This window comes from Mycobacterium sp. PO1, from assembly GCF_017312405.1.
Classification (GTDB): Bacteria; Actinomycetota; Actinomycetes; order Mycobacteriales; family Mycobacteriaceae; genus Mycobacterium.
On the sequence record NZ_BLTG01000060.1, the window covers coordinates 1 to 23,102 of the forward strand.

Here is a 23,102-nt window from a genome sequence, read left to right on the forward strand (position 1 = left end):
ACACAGGGCTACTCATCGGCGGGTCTCCTGCTCACGCGATTGGGTGGTGGACGGTGACGAGTTTGGTGCCGTCCGGGAATGTCGCCTCCACCTGGACGTCTTCCAGCATCTCGGGAATCCCGTCCATCACGTCTGCGCGAGCGAGAACTTCGCGTCCGCTGGTCATCAGCTCGGCCACCGTCCGGCCGTCGCGGGCGCCCTCGAGGATGTGGTCGGTGATCAGCGCTACCGCTTCGGGGTGGTTGAGCTTGAGACCGCGGGCCTGACGGCGGCGGGCGAGTTCGGCGGCATACGAAAGGAGCAGCCGTTCCTGTTCATGCGGGGTCAGTCGCATAGTGGGCGATACTGCCACGCCGAGCCGGTGAGCGCTCGGGCGAGCAACCGGCACACGCACCCGCACTGGGGCGGGGAAGCGGGTCAGCGGCCGTTCACTCGTCGGCGATGTTCTGCAGCCGTACCTGTCCCCGCGCGACGGCACGCCCGGCGTCGTCGGTGATCGTGATCAGCCACAACTGCTGGCGGCGGCCTCGGTGGATGGGCGTGGACTGGGCGCTGACCGTGCCCCCGCGAATCGCGCGCAGGAAGTCGGTGTTGTTGTTGACACCGACCACGGTGCCACCACCGTTCTCGGACAGCCACACGTGCCCCGACACACTGGCCATGCTCTCGATCACGGCACAGTAGACGCCGCCGTGCACGATGCCCCACGGTTGAAGCAGTTTGTCGGTGATCGGCAACGTGGCCCGGCCGCCGTCGGGGGTCATCTCCACATAGGTCAGGCCCAGTTCGGCGTCGAAACCGTTGCCGAGCCCAGGGGGAAGATCAGTCACCGCTTGTGTCTACACCGCGGCCCGGCCGGTGCGGTCTCGGGGGTGGGGTGAACGTGAGGACGGGCCCCACGCTGAGCGTGGGGCCCGTCCTGTGGATGGACCGGGGGTTTCTGCAGCCCTCAGAAACTCCGGCTCGGTCCGGTGGTTCACGGTGCGACCGTTGCCATCAGCATAGGCAAGGCTGCCCTAATTAATCAAGGCCTTCCCCGTGGCTGTTCGATTCGTTCCGCGCACTGGCACGCCGAAGCTGACCAGCGCATCCAATACCGCCTGGCTGCGGCGCATGCTGGTGATCTCGCTCGCGCCCGACAGCAGCGGAATCTGGGTCGCTGCACCGACCACGGCGCCGCCGACGATATGCCACATGGCCGAGGTCGTCATGGCTCCCCCGCTGACGTCGGCGAGCTGGGCGAAAAGCGGTGCGAGCGCTCGGTGGCTGCGATGGGCGATCCAGGTTGTCAGCGCGGCTTCGTTGGGCAGCGCGACGATGCCGTGCTGGGCGGGTCGACCCGCCCCGAGGCGCGGGCGGGCGGCGAAATGCGGGTCATCGGGCAGGGCCCGCAGCGTCGGATCGACCACTCCTACCCAGTCGATGGCGCCTTCGGAATCGACATGGACCCACAGGTTCTCGAGACCCGTGTCCCACGCTCGTCCCTCGAGCACGAGCAGCGGGACGACCCGGCCGACCACCACGTGGGCGAAGGTGGCCGCCAGTTGCTGCGCCACCGCGTATGGGCTGTCGGTTTCGGCGACGCCCGCGTCGAACATGGCTTGGAGGCGACCGGCGGTGAGGGCTTCGGTGAGTGGCCACCACCGTCGACGGGACAGGTCGCCCATGACCGCCACGCCGTAGACGCGGGGGCACTCCGGATAGAGCTCGCGCAGCCGGCGGCTCGACTCGTGGATGGGCAAGGCGTGCCTGATCGCCATGCTCGCGATGAGCGGGTCGTCGACGAGGACAGTCACGGAACCTCCAATCGTGGCAGCGGGGTTAGGTTAGCCTTACTATAGTCATCGACCATGAAGGAGCTACCCCCTGTGACCGGACTCACAAGCCGCCGTGGAGGCGCGCGAGTGCCTGCCGCACCCGGATTCGGCGGCGAGCGCGTGGAGGCGGTAGCAGTCAAGATGGATACGACAATCGGTAGTAATCGCGTAGTACGCTTTGACCTACAGCGGGTAGGAGATGAACCGAAGATGGCCAAGCTGACACGGCTCGGGGACCTGGAACGGTCCGTGATGGACCATTTGTGGTCGGCCCGCGAGCCTCAGACGGTGCGTCAGGTGCACGAGGCCCTCGCTGCCCACCGCGACCTCGCGTACACCACGATCATGACGGTGCTGCAGCGCCTGGCGAAGAAGAACCTGGTGGTGCAGCACCGCGACGACCGCGCCCACCGGTACGCCCCCACCCACGGCCGCGACGAACTCGTCGCCGGGCTCATGGTCGACGCGCTGGACCAGGCCGCAGACTCGGGCAGCCGCGAGGCGGCTCTCGTCCACTTCGTCGAGCGCGTGGGCGTCGACGAGGTCGATGCGCTGCGCCGCGCACTGGCCGAACTGGAAGACAAGAACCGTGATGATCCGCCCGCTGGCGGTCCGGGCATCGCCTGAGGGACACTGGCAGCGTGTCCGCGCTGGCCTTCACCATCGTCGCCCTGCTGCTCTCGGGGCCGGTGCCTGCGTTGCTCGCGCGGGCGCGATGGCCGATGCGGGCCCCACGCGCAGCGATCGTGCTGTGGCAGTCGGTGGCGCTGGCCGCGGTGCTCTCGGCGTTCTCGGCTGGGCTCGCCATCGCCAGCCGGCTCTTCCGGCCGGGCTCTGACGGGCGACCCACGGCGACATTGACCGGTGCCGTCGACACCCTGGGGTGGCCGTTGTGGACGCTGCACGTCGCGGTGCTGACCCTCACGCTGCTGATCGGTGCCCGATTGACCGCGTCGGTGCTCAACGTCGCCATCGCGACCCGCCGCCGACGTGCACATCACCGAATGGTCGTCGACCTGGTGTCCTCCCCGGGGCGGGCCGTGCCTGCGCTGCGCACCCGCTGTAGCGCTCCGGTGCCCGGCCACGGGCTGCGCATCCTCGATGTCGACCAGCCGCTGGCCTACTGCCTGCCAGGGGTTCGCAGCCGCGTGGTGCTCAGCGAAGGTGCTCTGAACACACTGTCCGATCAGGAGATCGCGGCGATCCTCTCCCACGAGCGAGCTCACCTTCGCGCCCGCCACGACCTGGTCCTGGAGATGTTCACGGCCGTCCACGCGGCGTTCCCGCGCCTGGTGCGCAGCGGCAATGCCCTGACCGCGGTCCGGCTGCTGATCGAGTTGCTCGCCGACGACGCCGCCGTCCGCAACACCGGCCCCACCCCGCTCGCGCGGGCTTTGGTGGCCTGCGCATCGGCGCGCGCGCCCCGCGGCGCGCTGGCCGCAGGCGGCCCGACGACCGTGGTCCGGGTGCAACGACTGGCCGGTGCGCCGAACAGCCGGGTCGTCGCGGCCGGGGCCTACACCGCCGCAGTGGCCAATCTCGTCGTTCCCACCGTCGCGGTGGCCGTGCCCTGGCTGACAGAACTCCATCGACTCTTCATCGCGTAGATGTTGAACACCCCGTACCCGTGGTCTTCTCGTCCACGTCATCCCCGTCCACGTGATCGACGTGATCACTGCGTGAACGTGGTCAGTACGCAAGAGTGGTCGAGGTGACCGCGTCCTCCGTCCGCACCATCCGCCAACGAAAGGCTGCTGCATGAGCGACTCTGCTTCTCCTGCCACCGGGACCGCCCAGATCGGAGTGACCGGGCTGGCCGTGATGGGGTCGAACATCGCGCGCAATTTCGCCCGGCACGGCTACACGGTCGCACTGCACAACCGCTCCGTGGCCAAGACCGACGCCCTGCTTGCCGAGCACAGTGCCGACGGCAACTTCGTGCGCAGCGAGACCATCGCCGAATTCCTCGACGCGCTGGAGAAGCCGCGGCGTGTGCTCATCATGGTCAAGGCGGGTGAGCCCACCGACGCGGTCATCAACGAACTCGCCGACGCCATGGACGACGGCGACATCATCATCGACGGTGGCAATGCGCTGTACACCGACACGATCCGGCGCGAGAAGGCGATGCGGGAGCGCGGACTGCATTTCGTCGGCGCGGGTATCTCCGGTGGTGAGGAAGGGGCCCTCAACGGCCCGTCGATCATGCCGGGCGGGCCCGCGGAGTCCTACAAGTCGCTCGGGCCGCTGCTCGAGGAGATCTCCGCTCACGTGGACGGCGTGCCCTGCTGCACGCACATCGGCCCCGACGGCGCCGGCCATTTCGTCAAGATGGTGCACAACGGCATCGAGTACTCCGACATGCAGCTGATCGGTGAGGCCTACCAGTTGCTGCGCGACGCCCTCGGCATGAGCGCCACCCAGATCGCCGACGTCTTCGACGAATGGAACTCCGGGGACCTGGACAGCTTCCTGGTCGAGATCACCGCCAAGGTGCTGCGCCAGATCGACGCCAAGACCGGCAAGCCGCTGGTCGATGTGATCCTCGACGAGGCCGAGCAGAAAGGCACCGGCCGCTGGACGGTGAAGTCCGCCCTCGATCTGGGGGTCCCCGTCACCGGCATCGCCGAAGCGGTCTTCGCCCGTGCGCTGTCCGGGTCGGTGACGCAACGTACCGCCACGACCGGGCTGGCGTCCGGCGACCTCGGCGGTAAACCCGGCGACGCCGGGCAGTTCGTCGAGGACATCCGCCAGGCGCTCTACGCGTCGAAGATCATCGCCTACGCGCAGGGTTTCAACCAGATCCAGGCCGGCAGCGCCGAGTACGACTGGAACATCGCACCGGGCGACATGGCACGGATCTGGCGCGGTGGCTGCATCATCCGTGCCAAGTTCCTCAACCGCATCACCGAGGCGTTCGACGAGGATCCCGACCTGCCGTCGTTGATCGTCGCCCCGTACTTCCGCTCGGCGATCGAGGCGGCCATCGACAGCTGGCGCCGTGTCGTGGTCACCGCGACCCAGCTGGGCATCCCCATTCCCGGCTTCTCGTCGGCGCTGTCGTACTACGACGGGCTGCGGACCGAGCGGCTGCCGGCGGCCCTGACCCAGGGGTTGCGCGACTTCTTCGGCGCCCACACCTACGGCCGTATCGACGCCGACCGGGACAAGCGCTTCCACACCCTGTGGAGTGGCGACCTCAGCGAGGTGGAGGCCTGACGCTCCTGCGACAAGCCTGTCCGCGCCGAGTCTGCGGCGAGATCGTCGTGAGCCCGCAGAGTGCGATCTCCGCGCAGACTCGACGATCCACCGGCGCATAGACTCGACGGCGATGAAGTTCCTCGACGGCCACCGGCCGCCTTATGACCTGACCTACGACGACGTCTTCATCGTGCCGGGGCGCTCGGACGTGCCGTCGCGCTTCGACGTCGACCTGTCCACGGTGGACGGATCGGGGACGACGATCCCGGTGGTCGTGGCCAACATGACCGCCGTGGCCGGCAAGCGCATGGCCGAGACGGTGGCGCGCCGGGGTGGAATCGTCGTTCTGCCCCAAGACCTTCCGCTGGTGGCGGTCAAGCACACCGTCGACTTCGTCAAGAGCCGCGACCTCGTGGTGGACACCCCGGTCACGCTGGCCCCGGACGCCTCGGTCTCCGATGCCCTCGCCCTGATCCACAAGCGGGCCCACGGGGCCGCGGTCGTCGTCTTCGAGAACCGCCCCATCGGACTCGTCACGGAGGCGACCTGCCGCGGCGTGGACCGGTTCACCCGGGTACGGGACGTGGCGACGCCGGACTTCGTCTCCGCTCCGGTCGGTACCGATCCGCGCAAGGTGTTCGACCTGCTCGAACACGCCCACATCGACGTGGCGGTGCTCACCGAAGCCGATGGTGGTCTCGCCGGCGTGCTCACCCGCCTGGGCGCGGTCCGGGCCGGCATCTACACCCCCGCAGTCGACCGAGACGGCCGGCTGCGCGTCGCGGCTGCGGTCGGTATCAACGGTGACGTCGCCTCCAAGGCCCGCGACCTCGCCGAGGCCGGTGTCGACCTCCTGGTCATCGACACCGCACACGGCCATCAGCAGCGGATGATCGACGCGGTGGAGGCGGTCTCCAGCCTGGAGCTCGGTGTGCCTCTGGCCGCCGGGAACGTCGTCTCCGCGGCCGGAACCCGCGATCTGATCAACGCCGGGGCCTCCATCGTCAAGGTCGGAGTCGGGCCGGGCGCGATGTGCACCACCCGGATGATGACCGGCGTGGGTCGCCCGCAGTTCTCGGCCGTCGTCGAATGCTCGGCTGCCGCACGAGAACTCGACGGTCACGTGTGGGCCGACGGCGGTGTGCGGCACCCGCGCGACGTCGCGCTGGCATTGGCTGCCGGTGCCTCGAACGTCATGATCGGATCCTGGTTCTCCGGCACCTACGAGTCCCCGGGCGACCTGCTGCACGATCGCGACGACCAGCCCTACAAGGAGAGCTACGGCATGGCGTCCAAGCGTGCGGTCGCCGCGCGAACCGCGGCCGACAGCCCGTTCGACCGGGCCCGCAAGGCGCTGTTCGAGGAGGGCATCTCGACCTCGCGGATGAATCTCGATCCAGCTCGCGGCGGCGTCGAGGACCTCATCGACCACATCACGTCGGGGGTACGCAGCACCTGCACCTACGTCGGTGCCCACACGCTGCCCGAACTGCACGAGAACGTGGTTCTCGGCGTCCAGTCCGCCGCCGGATTCGCCGAGGGGCATCCGCTTCCCACCGGATGGTGAGCCGGCAGCCCTGACCCGGTGCCGCGTTGTGCTGGTGTTTGGGGTCGGACGTATTCGGCTAGCATGTGGAGGACTTCGGACGGCTGCCCGAGATCTGCGCACGAGCCGATCCGAAGCGTTGCGTAATTCGAAGAAAGGGATCAGGTGCCGCAGGCACTGGACGGCGGCCCGTCCGAGCCGGTTGTGATCGCCGAACCGGCCGATCACGAACCCGCCGAGGCCGAACCCTCCTCTAGTCAGCCGGGCGTATGGCCCGGCTTCCCCGGTGACGTCGCGGGAGCGATTCGATGAACGCCGCCATGACGGTGCTGTCGCTGGTGGCGTTCGTACTGCTCACCGCAGGGACCGCGGTGTTCGTCGCCGCCGAATTCTCCCTCACCGCGCTGGAACGCAGCACCGTCGAAGCCAACGTCCGCAGCGGTGACCGGCGCGACCAGATGGTGCAGCGCGCTCACCGGACACTGTCCACCCAGCTTTCCGGCGCCCAGGTCGGCATCTCCATCACCACACTGGCCACCGGTTTCCTGGCCGAACCCGTCGTCGCCCGGCTCATCGCCCCCGGACTGACCGCACTAGGCCTGCCCGAGCAATTCGTCAGCGGTGTCGCCCTCGCGCTGGCCATCTTGATCGCCACCTCGCTGTCGATGGTGTTCGGCGAATTGGTTCCGAAGAACCTCGCCGTGGCCCGCCCGGTGCCGACCGCGCGCTGGTCAGCCGGGCCGCAGCTGCTGTTCTCGCTGGTGTTCACCCCCCTGATCCGGCTGACCAACGGCACCGCGAACTGGATCCTGCGCCGGATGGGTATCGAACCCGCCGAAGAGTTGCGCTCGGCCCGCTCCCCGCAGGAGCTGGTGTCGTTGGTGCGCACCTCCGCGCGCAGCGGCTCGTTGGATCCCGTCACCGCCGTGCTGGTGGACCGCTCGCTGCAGTTCGGTGTCCGCACCGCCGAAGAACTGATGACGCCCCGCTCGATGATCGAATCGCTGGAAGCCGACGACACCGTGGCCGACCTCAGCGAGGCGGCCGTACGCACCGGGCATTCCCGCTTCCCCGTCATCCGGGGCGACCTCGACGAGACCATCGGCATGGTGCACGTCAAACAGGTCTTCGCCGTCCCGCACGCTCAGCGCTCGGCGACCCGGTTGTCCGATCTGGCCCAGCCGGTGACCAAGGTGCCTTCCACCCTCGACGGTGATGCCGTGATGTCGGAGGTTCGCGCGAACGGCCTGCAGACCGCTCTGGTCGTCGACGAGTACGGCGGCACCGCGGGCATGGTGACCGTGGAGGACCTCATCGAGGAGATCGTCGGCGACGTCCGCGACGAACACGACGTCGAACCACCCGACGTCGTGCAGGCCGGCCGGGACTGGCACGTCTCCGGGCTGCTGCGCATCGACGAAGTCGCCGAGGGCACGGCCTTCCGCGCGCCCGAAGGCGACTACGAGACCATTGGCGGGTTGGTCCTGGAGAAACTCGGCCACATCCCCGAGGAAGGTGAATCGGTGGAGCTGACCGCCTTCGACCCGGACGGGATGGTCGAAGACCCGATTCGCTGGCGGGCCACCGTGGTCACGATGGACGGCCGTCGCATCGACACTCTGCGGTTGACCGAACTCGGCCGGGGAGGTGAGCACCAGGATGGGTGACATCTTCGGGGTCCTGCTCACCTTCGTGCTGCTCGCGGCCAACGCGTTCTTCGTCGGCTCGGAGTTCGCGTTGATCTCCGCGCGGCGCGACCGGCTCGAGGCGCTGGCCGAGCAGGGCAAGAAGAGCGCCGTCACGGTCATCCGGGCCGGCGAGAATCTGTCGCTGATGCTGGCCGGAGCCCAGCTGGGCATCACGATCTGCTCGATCCTGCTCGGCCGGGTGGCCGAGCCCGCGGTCGCGCATCTGCTCGAAGAGCCGTTCGGGCTGCTGGGCATCCCCGACGCGCTGTTGCACACGGTGTCGTTCGTCGTGGCGCTGTCGATCGTGGTGACGCTGCACGTGCTGCTCGGCGAGATGGTGCCCAAGAACATCGCCATCGCCGGTCCCGAGTCCACCGCGATGCTGCTCATCCCGATCTACCTGGTGTACATCCGTCTCGCGCGCCCGTTCATCGCGTTCTACAACTGGTGTGCCAACACCACGCTGCGAGCGTTCGGGGTGGAACCCAAAGACGAACTCGACGTCACCGTCTCCACCGTCGAACTGTCGGAGATGATCGCCGAATCGCTGTCCGAGGGGCTGCTGGACCCCGAGGAACACAGCAGGCTCACCCGGGCGCTGCAGATCCGCAACCGCGTGGTCAACGACGTCGCGCTGCCCCTGGCCCAGATCCGCGCCGTCCCCGTCGCCCACGTCGGTGCGGGACCCACCGTGGGAGCCATCGAACAGGCACTGGTCGAGACGGGCTACTCACGCTTCCCCGTCGCCGACCCCGACGGCGCCTTCGTCGGCTACCTGCACATCAAGGATGTGCTGCCGCACGTCGACGATGCCCGCAACGGGCAGACCGTGCTCAGTTCCGACATGATCCGCCCGCTACCCCGCGTGCCTGCGTCGTTGCCGCTGCCCGACGGGCTGACCCGGCTGCGCCGCAACAACGCTCACCTGGCGCTCGTCACCGACGCCGACGGTGCCGTCACCGCGGTGGTCGCGCTCGAAGATCTCGTCGAGGACCTGGTGGGCACGGTGCGTGACGGCACCCACCGTGTTTGATTCGCGGCTCGCCGCGGGGCTCGATTCTCGGCTCGCCGAGGGCGACTGGCTCGAGCGCGAGCGCGCCCACCTCACCCGCGTCGACGCCTTTCTGCAACCCCACCTCGCCCGGCGGCGGGCCGGTGTCGCCCATCCGGTGTACGACTTCCTCTTCACCTACTACAGCCTGCGGCCGCGCCAACTGCGCGTGTGGCACCCCGGATTCGGCGTCGTGCTGGGCGGCCCCGGCGCCCGGCGTTACCTGTCGCGCGCCGGCTACACCCAGACGAACGATGGGGTCACGGTCAGTCGTGAATATCTTCACGGGCGCGCGGACACTGTGAGATTCATCGCCGACCTGCTGGCCGCGACCGCGGCGCGACCTCCGCGGTTCAACTGCTTCGGATTGCACGAATGGGCCATGGTGTACCGGTCGCCGACCCCGCGACACCAGAGCGTTCCGCTGCGGCTGGGTGCTGACGGAACCGATGCGGTGGTCGAATCGATGCCGTTGCGGTGCACGCATTTCGACGCCTACCGGTTCTTCACCGAACCCGCCGCGCGCCGCAATGCGTCGCACCTGACCCGCTCCGGCCAGGTCGACGCCGAACAGCCCGGCTGCGTCCACGCGGGGATGGACCTCTACAAATGGGCGTTCAAGCTCGGTCCCCTCGTCGAATCCGAGCTCGTCCTGGCGTGCCTGGACCTTGCCGTCGACGCCCGCGTGCTGGACATGAGGGCCAGCCCCTACGATCTTCGGGGCTACGGATTCGCGCCGATCGCCGTCGAGACCTCCGGTGGTCGGCGCGAGTACGCGCGAGGACAGCTCGAGCTGACCGAGCGGGCCGGACCGTTGCGGGCCGCGCTGCTGGACCGGTGCACCGAACTCGTGGGCACCGCCACCGGCGAATAGGCCTGTTACCGGTGGGTAAGCTGGTTCGACGACACTGCAGACGGCATGGCGCCCCGGGCGCGCGTGCAGGCTAGGGAGGAATCATGACCGAGCGCGTGACGGTGGGTAACCTGCGTGTCGCCCCGGTGCTGTACGACTTCGTCAACAACGAGGCGCTGCCGGGCACCGACATCGATCCGGACACCTTCTGGTCCGGTGTGGACAAGGTCGTGGCCGACCTGACGCCGAAGAACCAGGAACTGCTGGCCCGCCGCGACGATTTGCAGGCGCAGATCGACAAATGGCACCGCGCCCGGGTCATCGGCGGGTTCTCCGCCGACGAGTACAAGCAGTTCCTCGTCGACATCGGCTATCTGGAGCCCGAACCGGACGACTTCACCATCTCCACCGCCGGCGTCGACGACGAGATCACCACGACTGCCGGTCCGCAGCTGGTCGTCCCCATCCTCAACGCGCGCTTCGCCCTCAACGCCGCGAACGCGCGGTGGGGGTCGCTGTACGACGCGCTCTACGGCACCGACGTGATCTCCGAGGAGGACGGCGCGGAGCCCGGCACCAGCTACAACCCGGTGCGTGGTGACAAGGTGATCGCCTACGCGCGCCGCTTCCTCGACGGAGCGGTTCCGCTGGCGTCGGGCTCATGGTCGGACATCACCGGTGTCACGGTGGCCGACGGCGCGGTTGCCGCCGGCCTCGACGACGGCGGTTCCGTGGGGCTGCAGGCACCTGAACAGTTCGTCGGCTACCTCGGCGACGCCGAATCGCCCACCGCCGTGCTGCTGGTCAACAACGGCCTGCACGTCGAGATCCTCGTCGACCCCGACTCCCCCATCGGTTCCACCGACAAGGCCGGCATCAAGGACGTCGTGCTGGAGTCCGCGATCACCACCATCATGGACTTCGAGGACTCCGTCGCCGCGGTCGACGCCGACGACAAGGTCGTCGGATACCGCAACTGGCTCGGCCTCAACCGCGGCGACCTCAGCGAAGAGGTCAGCAAGGGCGACAAGACGTTCACCCGGGTGCTCAACGAGGACCGCACCTACACCGGTGCCGACGGTGGCGAGGTGACGCTGCCCGGGCGCAGCCTGATGTTCGTGCGCAACGTCGGGCACCTGATGACCAACGACGCCATCACCGACTCCGAGGGTCACGAGGTGCCCGAAGGCATTCAGGACGCGCTGTTCACCAGCCTGATCGCCATCCACGGGCTGCGCAGTGGCGCCGACAACGACGGGGCCAACGGCCCGCTGGTCAACAGCCGCACCGGCTCCATCTACATCGTCAAGCCCAAGATGCACGGACCGGACGAAGTCGCGTTCACGTGCGAACTGTTCAGCCGCGTCGAGGATGTGCTCGGCCTGCCGCAGAACACCCTCAAGGTCGGCATCATGGACGAGGAGCGCCGCACCACGGTCAACCTCAAGGCCTGCATCAAAGCCGCCGCCGACCGTGTGGTGTTCATCAACACCGGATTCCTGGACCGCACCGGCGACGAGATCCACACGTCGATGGACGCCGGCCCGATGATCCGCAAGGGTGCGATGAAGTCCACCGACTGGATCAAGGCCTACGAGAACCAGAACGTCGACATCGGTCTGGAAACCGGATTCTCCGGGCGGGCTCAGATCGGCAAGGGCATGTGGGCGATGACCGAGTTGATGGCCGACATGGTCGAGCAGAAGATCGGTCAGCCCAAGGCCGGCGCGACCACCGCGTGGGTGCCCTCGCCGACTGCGGCGACCCTGCACGCCATGCATTACCACGAGGTCGACGTCTACGCGGTGCATCGGGAACTGGCCGGTGAGAAACGGTCTTCGGTCGACGAGCTGCTGACGATTCCGTTGGCCAAGGAGCTCGCCTGGGCCCCGGAGGAGATCCGCGAGGAGGTCGACAACAACTGTCAGTCGATCCTCGGGTACGTGGTGCGCTGGATCGACGCCGGCGTCGGTTGCTCCAAAGTCCCCGACATCCACGATGTCGCATTGATGGAGGACCGCGCGACCCTGCGGATCTCCAGCCAGCTGCTCGCCAACTGGTTGCGCCACGGTGTGATCACCGAAGACGACGTCAAGGCGAGCCTGCGCCGGATGGCCGCGGTGGTCGACGAGCAGAACGCCAAGGATCCGGAATTCCGGCCGATGGCATCCGACCCCGAGAACAACATCGCTCTGCAAGCGGCGCAGGAGCTCATCCTGGCCGGCGGGGAGCAGCCCAACGGCTACACCGAGCCGATCCTGCACCGCCGTCGCCGAGAGTTCAAGGCAGCAAACAACGTTGGCTGACGCAGGCATTCCAGCTCTGATGATCGCAGTGACCCCGAAAGATCGTGGGCGGCTTGGTGGCCGCTCACGTCGAGGCCGACGAGGTATGGGAAGACATGGGCAGACATAGCCTTCCCGACCCGGACGATCCGGACGAGTCGGGACGCCAACCCGAAGAGCCGCCCACCGAGCGGTTCGGTTTCGGAACCGATCCGGCCACGGGTCCCGGTTCCGCCGACGACGACGAGTCGCGGGGTTACGCCGACGACGAGTCGCGAGGTTACGCCGACGACGAGTCGCGGGGTTACGCCGATGACGGGTCGCGGGGTTACGCCGACGATCAACCGAGCGGCGAGGTCGACGAATACGGGTATCCCACTGCGTCCGCGGCCCACGACCCACCGCCGCCTCCGCCACCGCGCTCGGGCCCCCAGCACACCGGGGACTGGGACGGTGGTGAGTGGACCGGAAGCCACCGCGCCGTCACCCCGGCCCGGCGCGGCGTCAGCATCGGCGTCATCGTCGCGCTGGTCAGCGTCGTCGTCGTGGTCGGCGCGGTCATCCTGTGGCGGTTCTTCGGTGACGCGCTGTCGAGCCGGTCGGATGTGGCTGCCGCGCGCTGCGTGGAGGGCGAGGTGTCCGTCGCGGTCGTCGCCGACCCCGCCATCGCCGATCCGGTCAGCACCTTGGCGCAGCGCTACAACGAAACCGCCGACCCCGTCGGCGACCGCTGCGTCAACGTGAGCGTGCAGCCCGCCGACTCCGGCCAGGTGTTGAACGGCCTGACCGGTGAGTGGCCGGCCGATCTGGGTGAGCGCCCCGCCCTGTGGATCCCGGCGAGTTCGTTGTCGGCGGACCGGTTGGAGGCCGCCGCGGGCGCGGAGAGCATCAGTGACAGCCGTCCGCTGGTGAGCTCGCCGGTGGTGTTGGCGGTGCCTCCCGCCTTGCAGGAGGCGCTGGGCGAGCAGAACTGGGGCACCCTGCCCGGGCTCCAGACCGACCCCGCCGGCCTCGACAAGCTCGGACTGCTGGGCTGGGGTGGACTGCGCCTGGTGCTGCCTCTCGACCAGGACAGCGACGCGTCCTTCCTCGCCGCCGAGGCCGTGGCGACCGCGGCGGCACCGCCGGATGCCCCCGCCACCGCGGGAATGGGAGCGGTCAGCACGCTGATGGGCGCAGAACCGGACCTGGCCGACGCCGCGGCGGGCACGGCGTTCGACGCCATGCTGGATGCCGCCGACCCGTCCACCGCCGCGGTGCACGCCGTGGTGACCACCGAACAACGTCTGTTCCAGCGCGCCGCGGAGATGCCCGACGCGGGCTCGGCGCTGGCTTCCTGGCTGCCGCCGGGGCCCACTGCGGTCGCGGACTTCCCGACCGTGCTCCTCGACGGCGACTGGTTGGCCCAGGAACAGGTCGCCGGCGCGAGCGAGTTCGCGCGGTTCCTGCGTAAGCCCGAGCAGTCCGCCGACTTCGCGGCCGCGGGATTCCGCGTCGACGGTGCCGAGCCTCCGTCCAGCGATGTGGTCGACTTCGGCCCGCTCGGGGCGCCGCTGAATGTCGGGGACGCTGCGCTGCGCGCCAGCATCGCCGACACGCTGGCCAGCCCGGCGCAGAGCCCTGCTGTCACTGTCATGCTCGACCAGTCGATGCCCACCGACGAGGGCGGTCGGCCGCGTCTGACCAACGTCGTCGACGCGCTGACCGCACGTCTGCAGGCATTGCCGCCCGACTCATCGGTCGGGTTGTGGACATTCGACGGTGTCGCCGGGCGATCGGAGATCAACGCAGGTCCGCTGTCCGAGCCGGTGGACGGGCGGCCGCGTTCGGAGGCGCTGAACGCTTCGCTGAGTGCCCAGACGGCATCCAACGGAGGGGCGGTGTCGTTCACCACGCTGCGCCTGGCGTATACCGATGCCTACGCCGATTACCGTGAGGGACAGCCGAACTCGGTGCTGGTGATCACTGCCGGGCCGCACACCGACCAGACACTGGGCGGGGAGGGGCTGCAGCAGTACATCAGCGGGGCGTTCGATCCCGCGCGACCGGTCGCAGTGAACGTCATCGACTTCGGAGACGACTCCGATCGCGCGACATGGGAAGCCGTGGCCAACATGACCGGCGGAAGCTACGTCAACCTTGCCACGTCGGACACGCCCGAGCTCGCCGCGGCGATCTCCGCGATGACGTCCTGACCGGTATGCTTCAGCGAACCCGCAAGCGGCTTCAGGTGATTGCGGGTAGACAGCAGGGCTAAGCGTCTGGCGGGTGCTCAGCAACCTCTCTTGATGGCCGGTGAATGGGCTCTCGAGGTGGTCACTTCGCTGACGATATTGCCTCCGACGCACGCCAATGGTATGACCACGTTACCCAATTGACGCAATGAGCTGCGAAGATCGGGTGAGCGTTCGGCTAGGGAGGGGAATCAGGCCAACGATGCGGTCTCACAACGACCTCGAGTCGCCCACCGGTCAGCAATCGGTGATCGTGCCGGATTGGCGCGACCGTAAGCGCTACGTGTGGTTGCTGGGCCTTGTCGTACCGACGCTGGTGCCGATGTCGTGGGCCGCGGTGGCGGTCACGGGCCTCGGAGTGTTCTGGTGGTCGGGTCCGCTGCTCATGTTCGTCGGAATCCCGCTGCTGGACTATCTCGTCGGCAAGGACGCCGAGAACCCACCGGAGAGCGCCTTGGCGTGGCTCGAGCAGGATCGCTTCTACCGGTGGGCCACCTATCTGTATCTGCCCGCCCAGTACCTGTCGCTGGCACTGGCCTGCTGGCTGTGGAGCGGCGGCGGCGGGGTGAGCCTGGGCGTGGTGGACGCGATCGGTCTGATGTTGACGGTCGGCGGCATCGGCGGGGTGGCCATCAACACGGCGCACGAACTGGGCCATCAGCGGGCCGGGGCCGAGCGGTGGCTCAGCAAGATCGCGCTGGCCCAGACCGGTTACGGGCACTTCTACGTCGAGCACAACCGAGGGCACCACGCCCGCGTGGCGACTCCGCAGGACCCCGCCAGCTCGCGGCTGGGCGAGAGCGTCTACGCGTTCTTCTTCCGCTCTTCCTTCGGTGGACTGCGTTCGGCGTGGGCGCTGGAACGGCGCCGGCTCAACCGCCGTCACACTCGGTTCTGGTCGCTGAAAAACGACGTCCTCAACGCCTGGGCCCTGACGGCGGCGCTGTATGCGGTGCTGTTGGCCGTGTTCGGCGTCCACATCCTGCCCTGGCTGCTCGGTCAGGCCTTCGTCGGTGTGTGCCTGCTGGAGAGCATCAACTACCTGGAGCATTACGGCTTGCGCCGGGCCCGTCGGCGCGACGGCGCCTACGAGCAGGTTCGACCGGCGCACAGCTGGAACAGCAACTCGGTGATCTCCAACGTGTTCCTGTTCCACCTCCAGCGCCACTCCGACCACCACGCCAATCCGCAGCGCCGCTACCAGGCGTTGTGCCACGCCGACGAGGCGCCACAGCTACCCGCCGGCTACGCCAGCATGGTCGTGTTGGCGCTGTTCCCGCCGCTGTGGCGCCGGACAATGGATCCCCGCGTGCTGGCCCACTATCGTGGCGACGTCAACCGCGCCGCGCTGAAGCCGCGGCGAGCCGGCGCGCTACCGGGACGACGCGGCTGACTGCACCTGGCGGGTGCGCTTGAGCGCGGTGGCCGCCGCGCGCATCGACAGCGCCGGCGACAGCCGCTCGAGGTACCACAGAGCCTTCCACCACCGCGGCACGACGATGATCGCCTGATTGCGCAACACCGCGCGCAGTGCTTGTTCGGCGAACTCGTCGGGGTCCATCGGGCGCAGCGCCTCCCCCAGCTTCTGCTGGTTCTCGCGACTGATGCTCCTGTTGTGGCCGTATTCGCCGCCGGTCAGGATCGGCGTGCGCACCACCCCCGGGCACAGCACCGACACGCGCACGCCGTGGGTCTTGCCCTCCACACGCAGGGTTTTCGACAGCGCCACCACCGCGTGCTTGGTCGACGAGTAGGCGGCCTGCGCCGACGTGGTGATCAGCCCGGCCATCGATGCGGTGTTGACGATGTGGCCGCTGCCCTGCTTGATCATGATCGGATAGGCGGCATCGACGCCGTGGATCACCCCGCGCAGGTTCACGTCGATGATGTCGGACCAGTCGTCCAGGGTCAGTGTGTCGACCTCGCCGCCGATGCCGATGCCGGCGTTGTTGAACAGATAGTCGAGGCGGCCCGCAGCATCCACCACCGCGTCGATGGCGCGGTGGACGGCCGCGGGATCGCGGACGTCGAGTTCCAGGGCGCGCGCCCGTTCGCCGGAGGCGTCCAGCTGCTGTGCCAGCGTCTTCGCGTGGTCGAACTGGCGGTCCGCGATCCACACCCGGGCGCCCGCGTCGACCAACCGCGCTGACAGAGCGGCGCCGATTCCCGATCCGCCTCCGGTGACGAAGACGACCTTGCCGTACCAGCCGGACATGTCTTTGGCGTTCACCGGGGAAGGATAACGGGCGGTGCGGCGCGGAGCGTCGGCTGCTGTGCCCGCCGGTGCCGGATGTGTCGCGGCGGTGGGCGGTGCAGCGCCCGCAGAATGCGGCGGTCGACGACGTGCGCGGTAGCTGTGCCACGGCTTCGCGGACTCCGCAGTCGAACAGGTGCGGTAGCTGCGACGGGATGCGGGCGCTGTTGCTGCAGGCAGCGGCGAGCGTTTGCTTGAGACCCAGCTTTTCTTACCCCGAAGTCAGTTACCGGCCGGTCACATGCCGATCACGTGACGGACAACCACCTATCACGTCGCCCATTGTTCCGGCCCAGACCCAAAGACCTTGCGGCGTGTGCTGAAAGGCATGGTTCATACCATCGATATTTTTTTGCGCGTCAGTCACGGGCAACATCTCAGCATGGTGGACAGGCTCCTGGTTGCCCATTAATTACCCACATGTAGTTCAAATTACATGCAATTCCTACCGAGCCGTAGGTTGGAGATGAAAAAGTCTTTCAACTGTATGGAAGGTGCGCTATTGCTCCTATGCTTTCCAATGTGGCAACGTTTCGATGCACACACTCTACCGTTGTAGAGTCGATGATAAAGAATGTATATCAGCAATATAAATATAGTTTGCCATAAACGTATGAATGAGAATTATTGACGTTTTGCTGCGCGAAGGTACCTACGGCGCAATATGCTCGCGGTGGAGCCAGGCACGGCTCGCGATTTCACTGCTTCTATCGGGGAGTTCTCATGCGGGTTGGTATTCGCAAGGCCGGGGTTGCTTGCGGCAGCCTCGTAGCCTCAGCACTGTTAGCTTTCTCATCGCCGTCTTGGGCCAGCAGTTCGGCGCTGGTGATCGGCGGTCTGGACACGCCGCAGCTGCACGACATCATCATGGCCCAGATCCTCGGTGACCTCACCCACGGCCAGGAGCGCGTCAGCGTGAACTGGCCGGCCGAGGCCGGACCCTACACCGGCAAAGACGACCTGACGCTCGGCCAGTCCATCGACGTGGGTATCGAGAACCTGAACGCCGAGATCGCCGCCGCGCTGGGGCGCCTGAGTCGCGACGAGAACGGCAATGTCCTCAACGGTGAAAAGGTCACCGTCATCGGGCTGTCGGCCGGTTCGCTGGTCACTACGGAAGTGCTGCGCCAGATGGCGGCAGACCCGAACGCGGTGGGGGCCGACGAGATCTCGTTCTACCTGGTCGCCGACTCGAGCCGGCAGGAACTGATCAAGGACTCCAAGTACAACCCCAAGTACGACTACACCTACCAGCCGGCGCCCGACACCATCTACGACACGCACGTCGTCACCGGCGAGTTCGACGGCCTGGCCGACATGCCGGACCGCTGGTGGAACCTCACCGCGGTGGTCAACGCGATGGCCGGCGCCATCGTCGTGCACATCCCGGTGATGTTCGCTGACCTCGACGATGTCCCCGCGGAGAACATCACGGTCACGACCAACGCGCTGGGCGGCACCACGACTCACTACCTGGTGCCGACCGAGGAGCTCCCGCTGGTCACGCTGCTGCCGTTCCTCAAGCCGATGGAAGATAGCCTGCGCGCCTCGGTGGAGCGCGGTTACAAGCGGTATGACGACGTGCCGTCGGCAGCCCGGACGGCGGCGGTGGCCACGGTCGCGGCCGAGCCCGCCGAAGACGTCGCCGAGGACACCGAGGACACCGCAGCGCCGGAGCCGGTGAAGGCGGTAGAGGAGACCGCCGACACGAAGGACACCGCGCCGGTCGACGTGGCGGACACCGTCGAGGTGGTCGAGACCGACGCGGATGACACCGAGCAGGTCACCGAGGTCAGCGACGAGATCGAGGTGGCCAAGGACGACGACGACGCCGTCGAGGAGGCCGTCGCGGAGGCTGCTGACGAGGAGGCCGCCGAGGAGGAGGCACTCGAGGAGGCTCTGGCCGACGACGCGGCTGACGCTGAGAGCGCCAAGGAGGAGGATGCGGCTGAGGACGCGTCCTCGGACACGGCAGCGTCTGACGACAGCGACGCCGGGGCCGACAGCGATGCCGGCGACGCCGGCGACGATTCGTCGTCGGATGATTCCGGATCGGCGTCCGCCGGCTCCGACGAGTAGCCTCGACACGACCGCTCACCCGAAGCCCCGGCCCCGCGGCCGGGGCTTCGTGGTGTGAGTTTCCTGCCAGGACGGCGACTGCGCCGCGCGCCGCAGGGGACGTCGGCCTAGAATTCTGACGACGTTGATCGATTTGCTGTGAGGTAGCGTTCATGCCCATGGGAGTACCTGAGTACGACGTGATCGTCGTCGGCGCCGGCTTCGGCGGGATGGGCGCGGCGATCCAGCTCAAGAAAATGGGCTACGACAACATCCTGATCGTCGACCGTGAGGACGATCTCGGCGGGACGTGGCACGTCAACCACTACCCTGGGCTGGCGGTCGACATCCCGTCGCCCACCTACTCCTACTGGTTCGAACCCAACCCGAACTGGTCGCGTCTGTATGCCCCCGGCTCCGAGCTGAAGCTTTATGCCGACCATGTCGCCGACAAGTACGACGTGCGCCGCCACATGCGCTTCAACACCCCTGTCGAGGGAGCGCGCTGGGACGAAGACGGGCGATTCTGGCAGGTGGCCCTGGCCAGCGGCGAGACCCTGACCGCGCGATTCCTGATCACCGCGACCGGTTATCTGTCCCAGCCCCGCAAGCCCGACATCCCCGGCATCGAGGACTTCGAGGGCCGCGTCGTACACAGCATGGACTGGGACGACGACTACTCCCCCGCCGGTGAGCGGATCGGGTTGATCGGCACCGGGGCCACTGCGGTGCAGCTCATTCCCGAGCTGGCCAAGCAGGCCGCCGCGCTGACGGTGTACCAGCGCACCCCGATCCACGTCGTGCCCAAGATCGACTTCCCGATCCCGGTCAAACTTCGCCGGCTGTTCGCCCGCATTCCTTTGCTGCAGCGGGCCTTCCGGTTCACCACCGACATCAATCTCGAAGTGATGATGATTCTGTCGGTGCTGAACTTCAAGAACTTCCGTCAGCTGAACACGTTCGCGTCCTACCTCTCCCAGGTGCTCCGCTTCGTCTCGATCCGCGACAAGGACCTGCGGGCCAGGCTGACCCCGAGCTACGAATTCGGCTGCAAGAGGCCGACCTACTCGAATTCGTACTACCGCACCCTGGCCAAACCCCATGTCACACTGCAGACCGCGGGAATCGAGCGGGTCGAGAAGGACGGCATCGTCGGCTGCGACGGAACCAAGGTGCACATCGACACCCTCGTGCTGTGCACCGGCTTCGACCTGTGGGAGGCCAACATCCCGGCCATCGAGGTCATCGGCCGAGACGCCCGCAACCTCGGCAAGTGGTGGCGGGACAACGGCTTCCAGGCCTACCAGGGCGTGACCGTGCCGGCGTTCCCGAACTTCCTGAGCCTGGCCGGGCCCTACGCATCCAGTGGTCTGTCGTACTTCAACACCATGGAGTACCAGATGCGCCACATGGACCGCCTGTTCGGGGAGCTGCATCGGCGCAATGCCGCGACCTTCGAGGTCACCGACGAGGCCAACGCCGCGTTCCGCGATCGCATGGCGGTGGCGCTGGAGAACACCGTGTTCCGGCTCGGCGATTGCGTGGGTTCGCGCTCGTACTACTTCAGCCCCAGCGGGGAGACGTTGGTCCGTCCCGCATCGACCAACCAGACCAACCGGGAAAACGACACGTTCGCGTTGACGGACTACACGTTCGACTGATTCCGCAGGTCAGTGCCGGTGAGGACAGGCACCCCACAGTGATGTGTCAGCATGGAGACATGCTGTTGAGGCGAATGCTCGGTGCTATGTGCGCGGCGGTGTCGGTTCCCCTTGCTGTGCCGTTCGCGATGCCTGTCGCAGCGGCCCAACCGTGTCCCGACATCGAGGTGATCTTCGCGCGCGGTACCGGAGCCCCGGCGGGCCTCGGGTGGCTGGGCGACGAATTCGTCGAGTCGCTGCGCGGCAAGGTCGGTGACCGCACGGTGGGCGCCTACGCGGTCAACTATCCGGCAAGCTTCGACTTCGACACCTCCGCGCCGGCGGGTGCCGCGGACGCGGCCGGGCGGGTGCGGTACATGGCCGACAACTGCCCGGACACCAAACTGGTGCTCGGCGGGAACTCGCAGGGCGCGGGCGTGATCGACCTGATCACCGTCGACCCCAAGCCCCTCGGTCGTTTCACCCCGACGCCGATGCCGCCGGACGTCGCCGACCACGTCGCCGCGGTGGCCGTGTTCGGAAACCCGCTGCGCGACATCAGCGGCGGCGGACCGCTTCCCGAGCTCAGCGGCGTGTACGGCCCGAAGACGATCGACCTGTGCGGACTCGACGATCCGTTCTGCTCCTCCGGACTGAACTTTGCCGCGCACTTCTCCTACGTCAAGAACGGCATGGTCGACCAGGCCACCTCGTTCGTCGCTGACCGGGTGCGCTGAGGCCCTCGCCCGGCAAAGCCAGTTTGGGCCCTTGTTCGGTAGCCGGCCGGAATCGGTGCAGGTACGGCCAGACTGCGAAGACAGGCTTTCTGCCAAGAAAACCCGCGTGTCAAAGTCTCATCAGGGAACGGATCTGCGCGTAGGCTGGGCTTTGCTCAGCAAACCGGGGGACGGCGACGAGGGGGACAACGATGGGGTCAGGCACTAACGGCACCGGGGTGCGACGGCGGCGGTCGCGTTGGTTAGCTGCTGCGATTGCCACAGTGCCTCTGGTGGCGCTGCCCGCGACCGCTGCGGGGGTGTCGGGGGCATCGGTGTCTTTGCTGGCCTCGGCCGCCGAGTTCGACTATTTCCCGCCGGAGCCGGCGCGCGTGCTGACCTTGAGCCTGATCCCCCACGGCAATGACGATGACTTGCAGGGGGTGATGTGCCAGTCGCCCCGCACCTGCGAGATGGTGCAGAACTCGTATCTGTCGAAAACGCTGGCCGTGAACAACCTCGACGAGGCTCTGCGGGACGGGACGACGGGGCGCCAGTACGTCTTCGCCTACAGCCAGGGCGCCCGGGTGGTGTCCCTGTGGTTGCAGACCCGCTCCCAGGTCGAGGGCGCCCCGACGCCTGACGATCTGGGCTTCGTGCTGATGGGCAACCCGGGGCGCAAGTACGGCGGCGCGGACGGTGACTGGGACCAGGTGATCCCCGATACCGACTATCACGTCATCGACGTGTCCCGCCAGTACGACGCCGCCTCCGACTTCCCCGACAACCCGTTCAACCTGCTGGCCCTGCTCAATGCCAACGCCGGTTTCCTGTTCGTGCACCAGGATTACGAGGACGTCGACATCTACGATCCGGCGAACTATGTGTGGACCGAAGGCAACACCACCTACGTCTACGTGCCGACCAAGAACCTGCCACTGCTGGAACCGTTGCGATGGGTCGGGTTGTCGGCACTGGCCGATGCGCTCAACGAACCGCTGAAGGAGATCGTCGAACGCGCCTACGACCGGTCCTACCTGCCTGCGCAGCCGGGTCTTCCGGAGCCGGTACCCGAGCCCGAGCCGGAACCCGAGACGCCGGGCGAGGACGAGGGCACCGTCGACGACGGCCCGGCGGAGCCGGCGGCCACCCTGGCTGCGGCGAAGACGACCATCGACGTACCCACCGATGCCACCGATGTCACCGATGTCACCGGCGGGGAGACTGCCGGGGGCGAGACCGTGGGCGCCGATCAGTCGGAGAGTGGCGACGAGGTGGAGCTGACGAACACCGACACCACCCCGGACACCGGCGATCTGGAATCCGGCGACCAGGAAACGGGAGCCCTGGAACCCGGCGACCTGGACACCGGCGATCTGGACACCGGCGATCTGGACACCGGCGACCTGGAGTCCGGCGATGTGGATACGGGCGATCTCGACGACGCCGAGTCCCTCGACGAGGAGGCTGCCCTCGCCGATGCCGACCTGCAGACGGAGGAGGGCCGGGAGGCCGACTCCGACGAACAGGATCGGCAGGAGACCGGCGACGGGGGTGCCGCAGGTTCCTCCGGCGAGAGCGCTGGAAGTGCCGGTGATTCCGGGTCCGCGGCTTCCAGTGCCGGTGAATCGAACGGCTCGGACGAGTAGTGCAGGCGCGTTGGGGCGAGTAGTGCGGGGCACGCGGACGAGTAGTGCGGGGGCACGCGGACGACTAGTGCAGGGAAACCATGACTTCCACCGAACGGCACGGTGATTGC

The 23,102-nt window shown here is 67.6% G+C and carries 18 protein-coding genes; 14 read left to right on the forward strand and 4 right to left on the reverse strand.

The features are described from left to right. Positions 1 to 31: 31 nt before the first annotated feature. From J3476_RS19170 to J3476_RS19180, 3 genes are all read right to left on the reverse strand, one after another. Positions 32 to 334: an urease subunit gamma gene (locus J3476_RS19170; protein WP_207067960.1), complete on the reverse strand. Its 303-nt coding sequence runs from the start codon at positions 332 to 334 to the stop codon at positions 32 to 34. A gap of 94 nt (positions 335 to 428) precedes the next feature. Beyond that, complete coding sequence (locus J3476_RS19175; protein WP_207067961.1) at positions 429 to 830, reverse strand: PaaI family thioesterase; 402 nt, start codon at positions 828 to 830, stop codon at positions 429 to 431. Between the two features lie 186 nt (positions 831 to 1,016). After that, positions 1,017 to 1,796, reverse strand: coding sequence for an iron reductase (locus tag J3476_RS19180; RefSeq protein ID WP_207067962.1), 780 nt, complete (start codon positions 1,794 to 1,796; stop codon positions 1,017 to 1,019). Between the two features lie 231 nt (positions 1,797 to 2,027). Between J3476_RS19180 and J3476_RS19185 the strand changes: the two genes are divergently transcribed. The 10 genes from J3476_RS19185 (at position 2,028) to J3476_RS19230 (ending at position 16,068) form a co-directional block, all read left to right on the forward strand. Then, positions 2,028 to 2,444, forward strand: coding sequence for a BlaI/MecI/CopY family transcriptional regulator (locus J3476_RS19185; RefSeq protein ID WP_207067963.1), 417 nt, complete (start codon positions 2,028 to 2,030; stop codon positions 2,442 to 2,444). 14 nt (positions 2,445 to 2,458) lie between these two features. Beyond that, the gene (locus tag J3476_RS19190) at positions 2,459 to 3,424 is read left to right on the forward strand and encodes a M56 family metallopeptidase (protein ID WP_207067964.1); all 966 of its coding nucleotides are present in this window, start codon (positions 2,459 to 2,461) and stop codon (positions 3,422 to 3,424) included. Between the two features lie 151 nt (positions 3,425 to 3,575). After that, positions 3,576 to 5,036, forward strand: coding sequence for an NADP-dependent phosphogluconate dehydrogenase (gene gndA, locus J3476_RS19195; RefSeq protein WP_207067965.1), 1,461 nt, complete (start codon positions 3,576 to 3,578; stop codon positions 5,034 to 5,036). Positions 5,037 to 5,148: 112 nt separating this feature from the next. After that, on the forward strand, positions 5,149 to 6,585 hold the full coding sequence (locus tag J3476_RS19200) for a GuaB1 family IMP dehydrogenase-related protein (protein ID WP_207067966.1): 1,437 nt from the start codon (positions 5,149 to 5,151) through the stop codon (positions 6,583 to 6,585). A gap of 287 nt (positions 6,586 to 6,872) precedes the next feature. Then, positions 6,873 to 8,231 (forward strand): hemolysin family protein, encoded by a 1,359-nt coding sequence (locus J3476_RS19205; RefSeq protein ID WP_207067967.1) that lies wholly within the window; start codon positions 6,873 to 6,875, stop codon positions 8,229 to 8,231. Beyond that, positions 8,224 to 9,285 (forward strand): hemolysin family protein, encoded by a 1,062-nt coding sequence (locus tag J3476_RS19210; RefSeq protein WP_207067968.1) that lies wholly within the window; start codon positions 8,224 to 8,226, stop codon positions 9,283 to 9,285. The genes J3476_RS19205 and J3476_RS19210 overlap by 8 nt, the downstream gene beginning before the upstream one ends. After that, positions 9,263 to 10,177 (forward strand): 3-methyladenine DNA glycosylase, encoded by a 915-nt coding sequence (locus tag J3476_RS19215; protein ID WP_286183354.1) that lies wholly within the window; start codon positions 9,263 to 9,265, stop codon positions 10,175 to 10,177. Before J3476_RS19210 ends, J3476_RS19215 begins: the two co-directional genes overlap by 23 nt. Positions 10,178 to 10,260: 83 nt before the next feature. After that, a complete protein-coding gene (locus tag J3476_RS19220; RefSeq protein ID WP_207067969.1) occupies positions 10,261 to 12,462 on the forward strand; it encodes a malate synthase G in 2,202 nt (733 codons plus the stop codon). 95 nt (positions 12,463 to 12,557) lie between these two features. Continuing rightward, the gene (locus J3476_RS19225) at positions 12,558 to 14,636 is read left to right on the forward strand and encodes a substrate-binding domain-containing protein (RefSeq protein ID WP_207067970.1); all 2,079 of its coding nucleotides are present in this window, start codon (positions 12,558 to 12,560) and stop codon (positions 14,634 to 14,636) included. 241 nt (positions 14,637 to 14,877) lie between these two features. Then, positions 14,878 to 16,068, forward strand: coding sequence for an alkane 1-monooxygenase (locus tag J3476_RS19230; RefSeq protein ID WP_207067971.1), 1,191 nt, complete (start codon positions 14,878 to 14,880; stop codon positions 16,066 to 16,068). Here J3476_RS19230 and J3476_RS19235 read toward each other — a convergent pair. Beyond that, positions 16,048 to 16,890 (reverse strand): SDR family oxidoreductase, encoded by an 843-nt coding sequence (locus tag J3476_RS19235; RefSeq protein ID WP_207067994.1) that lies wholly within the window; start codon positions 16,888 to 16,890, stop codon positions 16,048 to 16,050. The genes J3476_RS19230 and J3476_RS19235 overlap by 21 nt on opposite strands. An 864-nt stretch (positions 16,891 to 17,754) precedes the next feature. Here J3476_RS19235 and J3476_RS19240 point away from each other — a divergent pair. The 4 genes from J3476_RS19240 (at position 17,755) to J3476_RS19255 (ending at position 22,992) form a co-directional block, all read left to right on the forward strand. Continuing rightward, complete coding sequence (locus tag J3476_RS19240; protein ID WP_307726948.1) at positions 17,755 to 19,008, forward strand: PE-PPE domain-containing protein; 1,254 nt, start codon at positions 17,755 to 17,757, stop codon at positions 19,006 to 19,008. Between the two features lie 152 nt (positions 19,009 to 19,160). After that, complete coding sequence (locus J3476_RS19245) at positions 19,161 to 20,648, forward strand: flavin-containing monooxygenase (RefSeq protein ID WP_373889094.1); 1,488 nt, start codon at positions 19,161 to 19,163, stop codon at positions 20,646 to 20,648. A 59-nt stretch (positions 20,649 to 20,707) separates the two neighbouring features. Next, positions 20,708 to 21,364, forward strand: a complete 657-nt coding sequence (locus J3476_RS19250; RefSeq protein WP_207067974.1) for a cutinase family protein — start codon at positions 20,708 to 20,710, stop codon at positions 21,362 to 21,364. 272 nt (positions 21,365 to 21,636) lie between these two features. After that, the gene (locus J3476_RS19255) at positions 21,637 to 22,992 is read left to right on the forward strand and encodes a PE-PPE domain-containing protein (protein WP_207067975.1); all 1,356 of its coding nucleotides are present in this window, start codon (positions 21,637 to 21,639) and stop codon (positions 22,990 to 22,992) included. Positions 22,993 to 23,102 lie beyond the last annotated feature (110 nt).

What these genes read in the sequence shown, in the direction of transcription:
- J3476_RS19250 (WP_207067974.1), top strand. Translation starts at nt 20,708, where the DNA reads ATGCTGTTGAGGCGAATGCTCGGTGCTATGTGCGCGGCGGTGTCGGTT.
- J3476_RS19185 (WP_207067963.1), top strand. Translation starts at nt 2,028, where the DNA reads ATGGCCAAGCTGACACGGCTCGGGGACCTGGAACGGTCCGTGATGGAC.
- J3476_RS19220 (WP_207067969.1), top strand. Translation starts at nt 10,261, where the DNA reads ATGACCGAGCGCGTGACGGTGGGTAACCTGCGTGTCGCCCCGGTGCTG.
- J3476_RS19245 (WP_373889094.1), top strand. Translation starts at nt 19,161, where the DNA reads ATGCCCATGGGAGTACCTGAGTACGACGTGATCGTCGTCGGCGCCGGC.
- J3476_RS19205 (WP_207067967.1), top strand. Translation starts at nt 6,873, where the DNA reads ATGAACGCCGCCATGACGGTGCTGTCGCTGGTGGCGTTCGTACTGCTC.
- J3476_RS19200 (WP_207067966.1), top strand. Translation starts at nt 5,149, where the DNA reads ATGAAGTTCCTCGACGGCCACCGGCCGCCTTATGACCTGACCTACGAC.
- J3476_RS19210 (WP_207067968.1), top strand. Translation starts at nt 8,224, where the DNA reads ATGGGTGACATCTTCGGGGTCCTGCTCACCTTCGTGCTGCTCGCGGCC.
- J3476_RS19230 (WP_207067971.1), top strand. Translation starts at nt 14,878, where the DNA reads ATGCGGTCTCACAACGACCTCGAGTCGCCCACCGGTCAGCAATCGGTG.
- J3476_RS19235 (WP_207067994.1), bottom strand. Translation starts at nt 16,890, where the DNA reads ATGTCCGGCTGGTACGGCAAGGTCGTCTTCGTCACCGGAGGCGGATCG.
- J3476_RS19170 (WP_207067960.1), bottom strand. Translation starts at nt 334, where the DNA reads ATGCGACTGACCCCGCATGAACAGGAACGGCTGCTCCTTTCGTATGCC.
- gndA (WP_207067965.1), top strand. Translation starts at nt 3,576, where the DNA reads ATGAGCGACTCTGCTTCTCCTGCCACCGGGACCGCCCAGATCGGAGTG.
- J3476_RS19225 (WP_207067970.1), top strand. Translation starts at nt 12,558, where the DNA reads ATGGGCAGACATAGCCTTCCCGACCCGGACGATCCGGACGAGTCGGGA.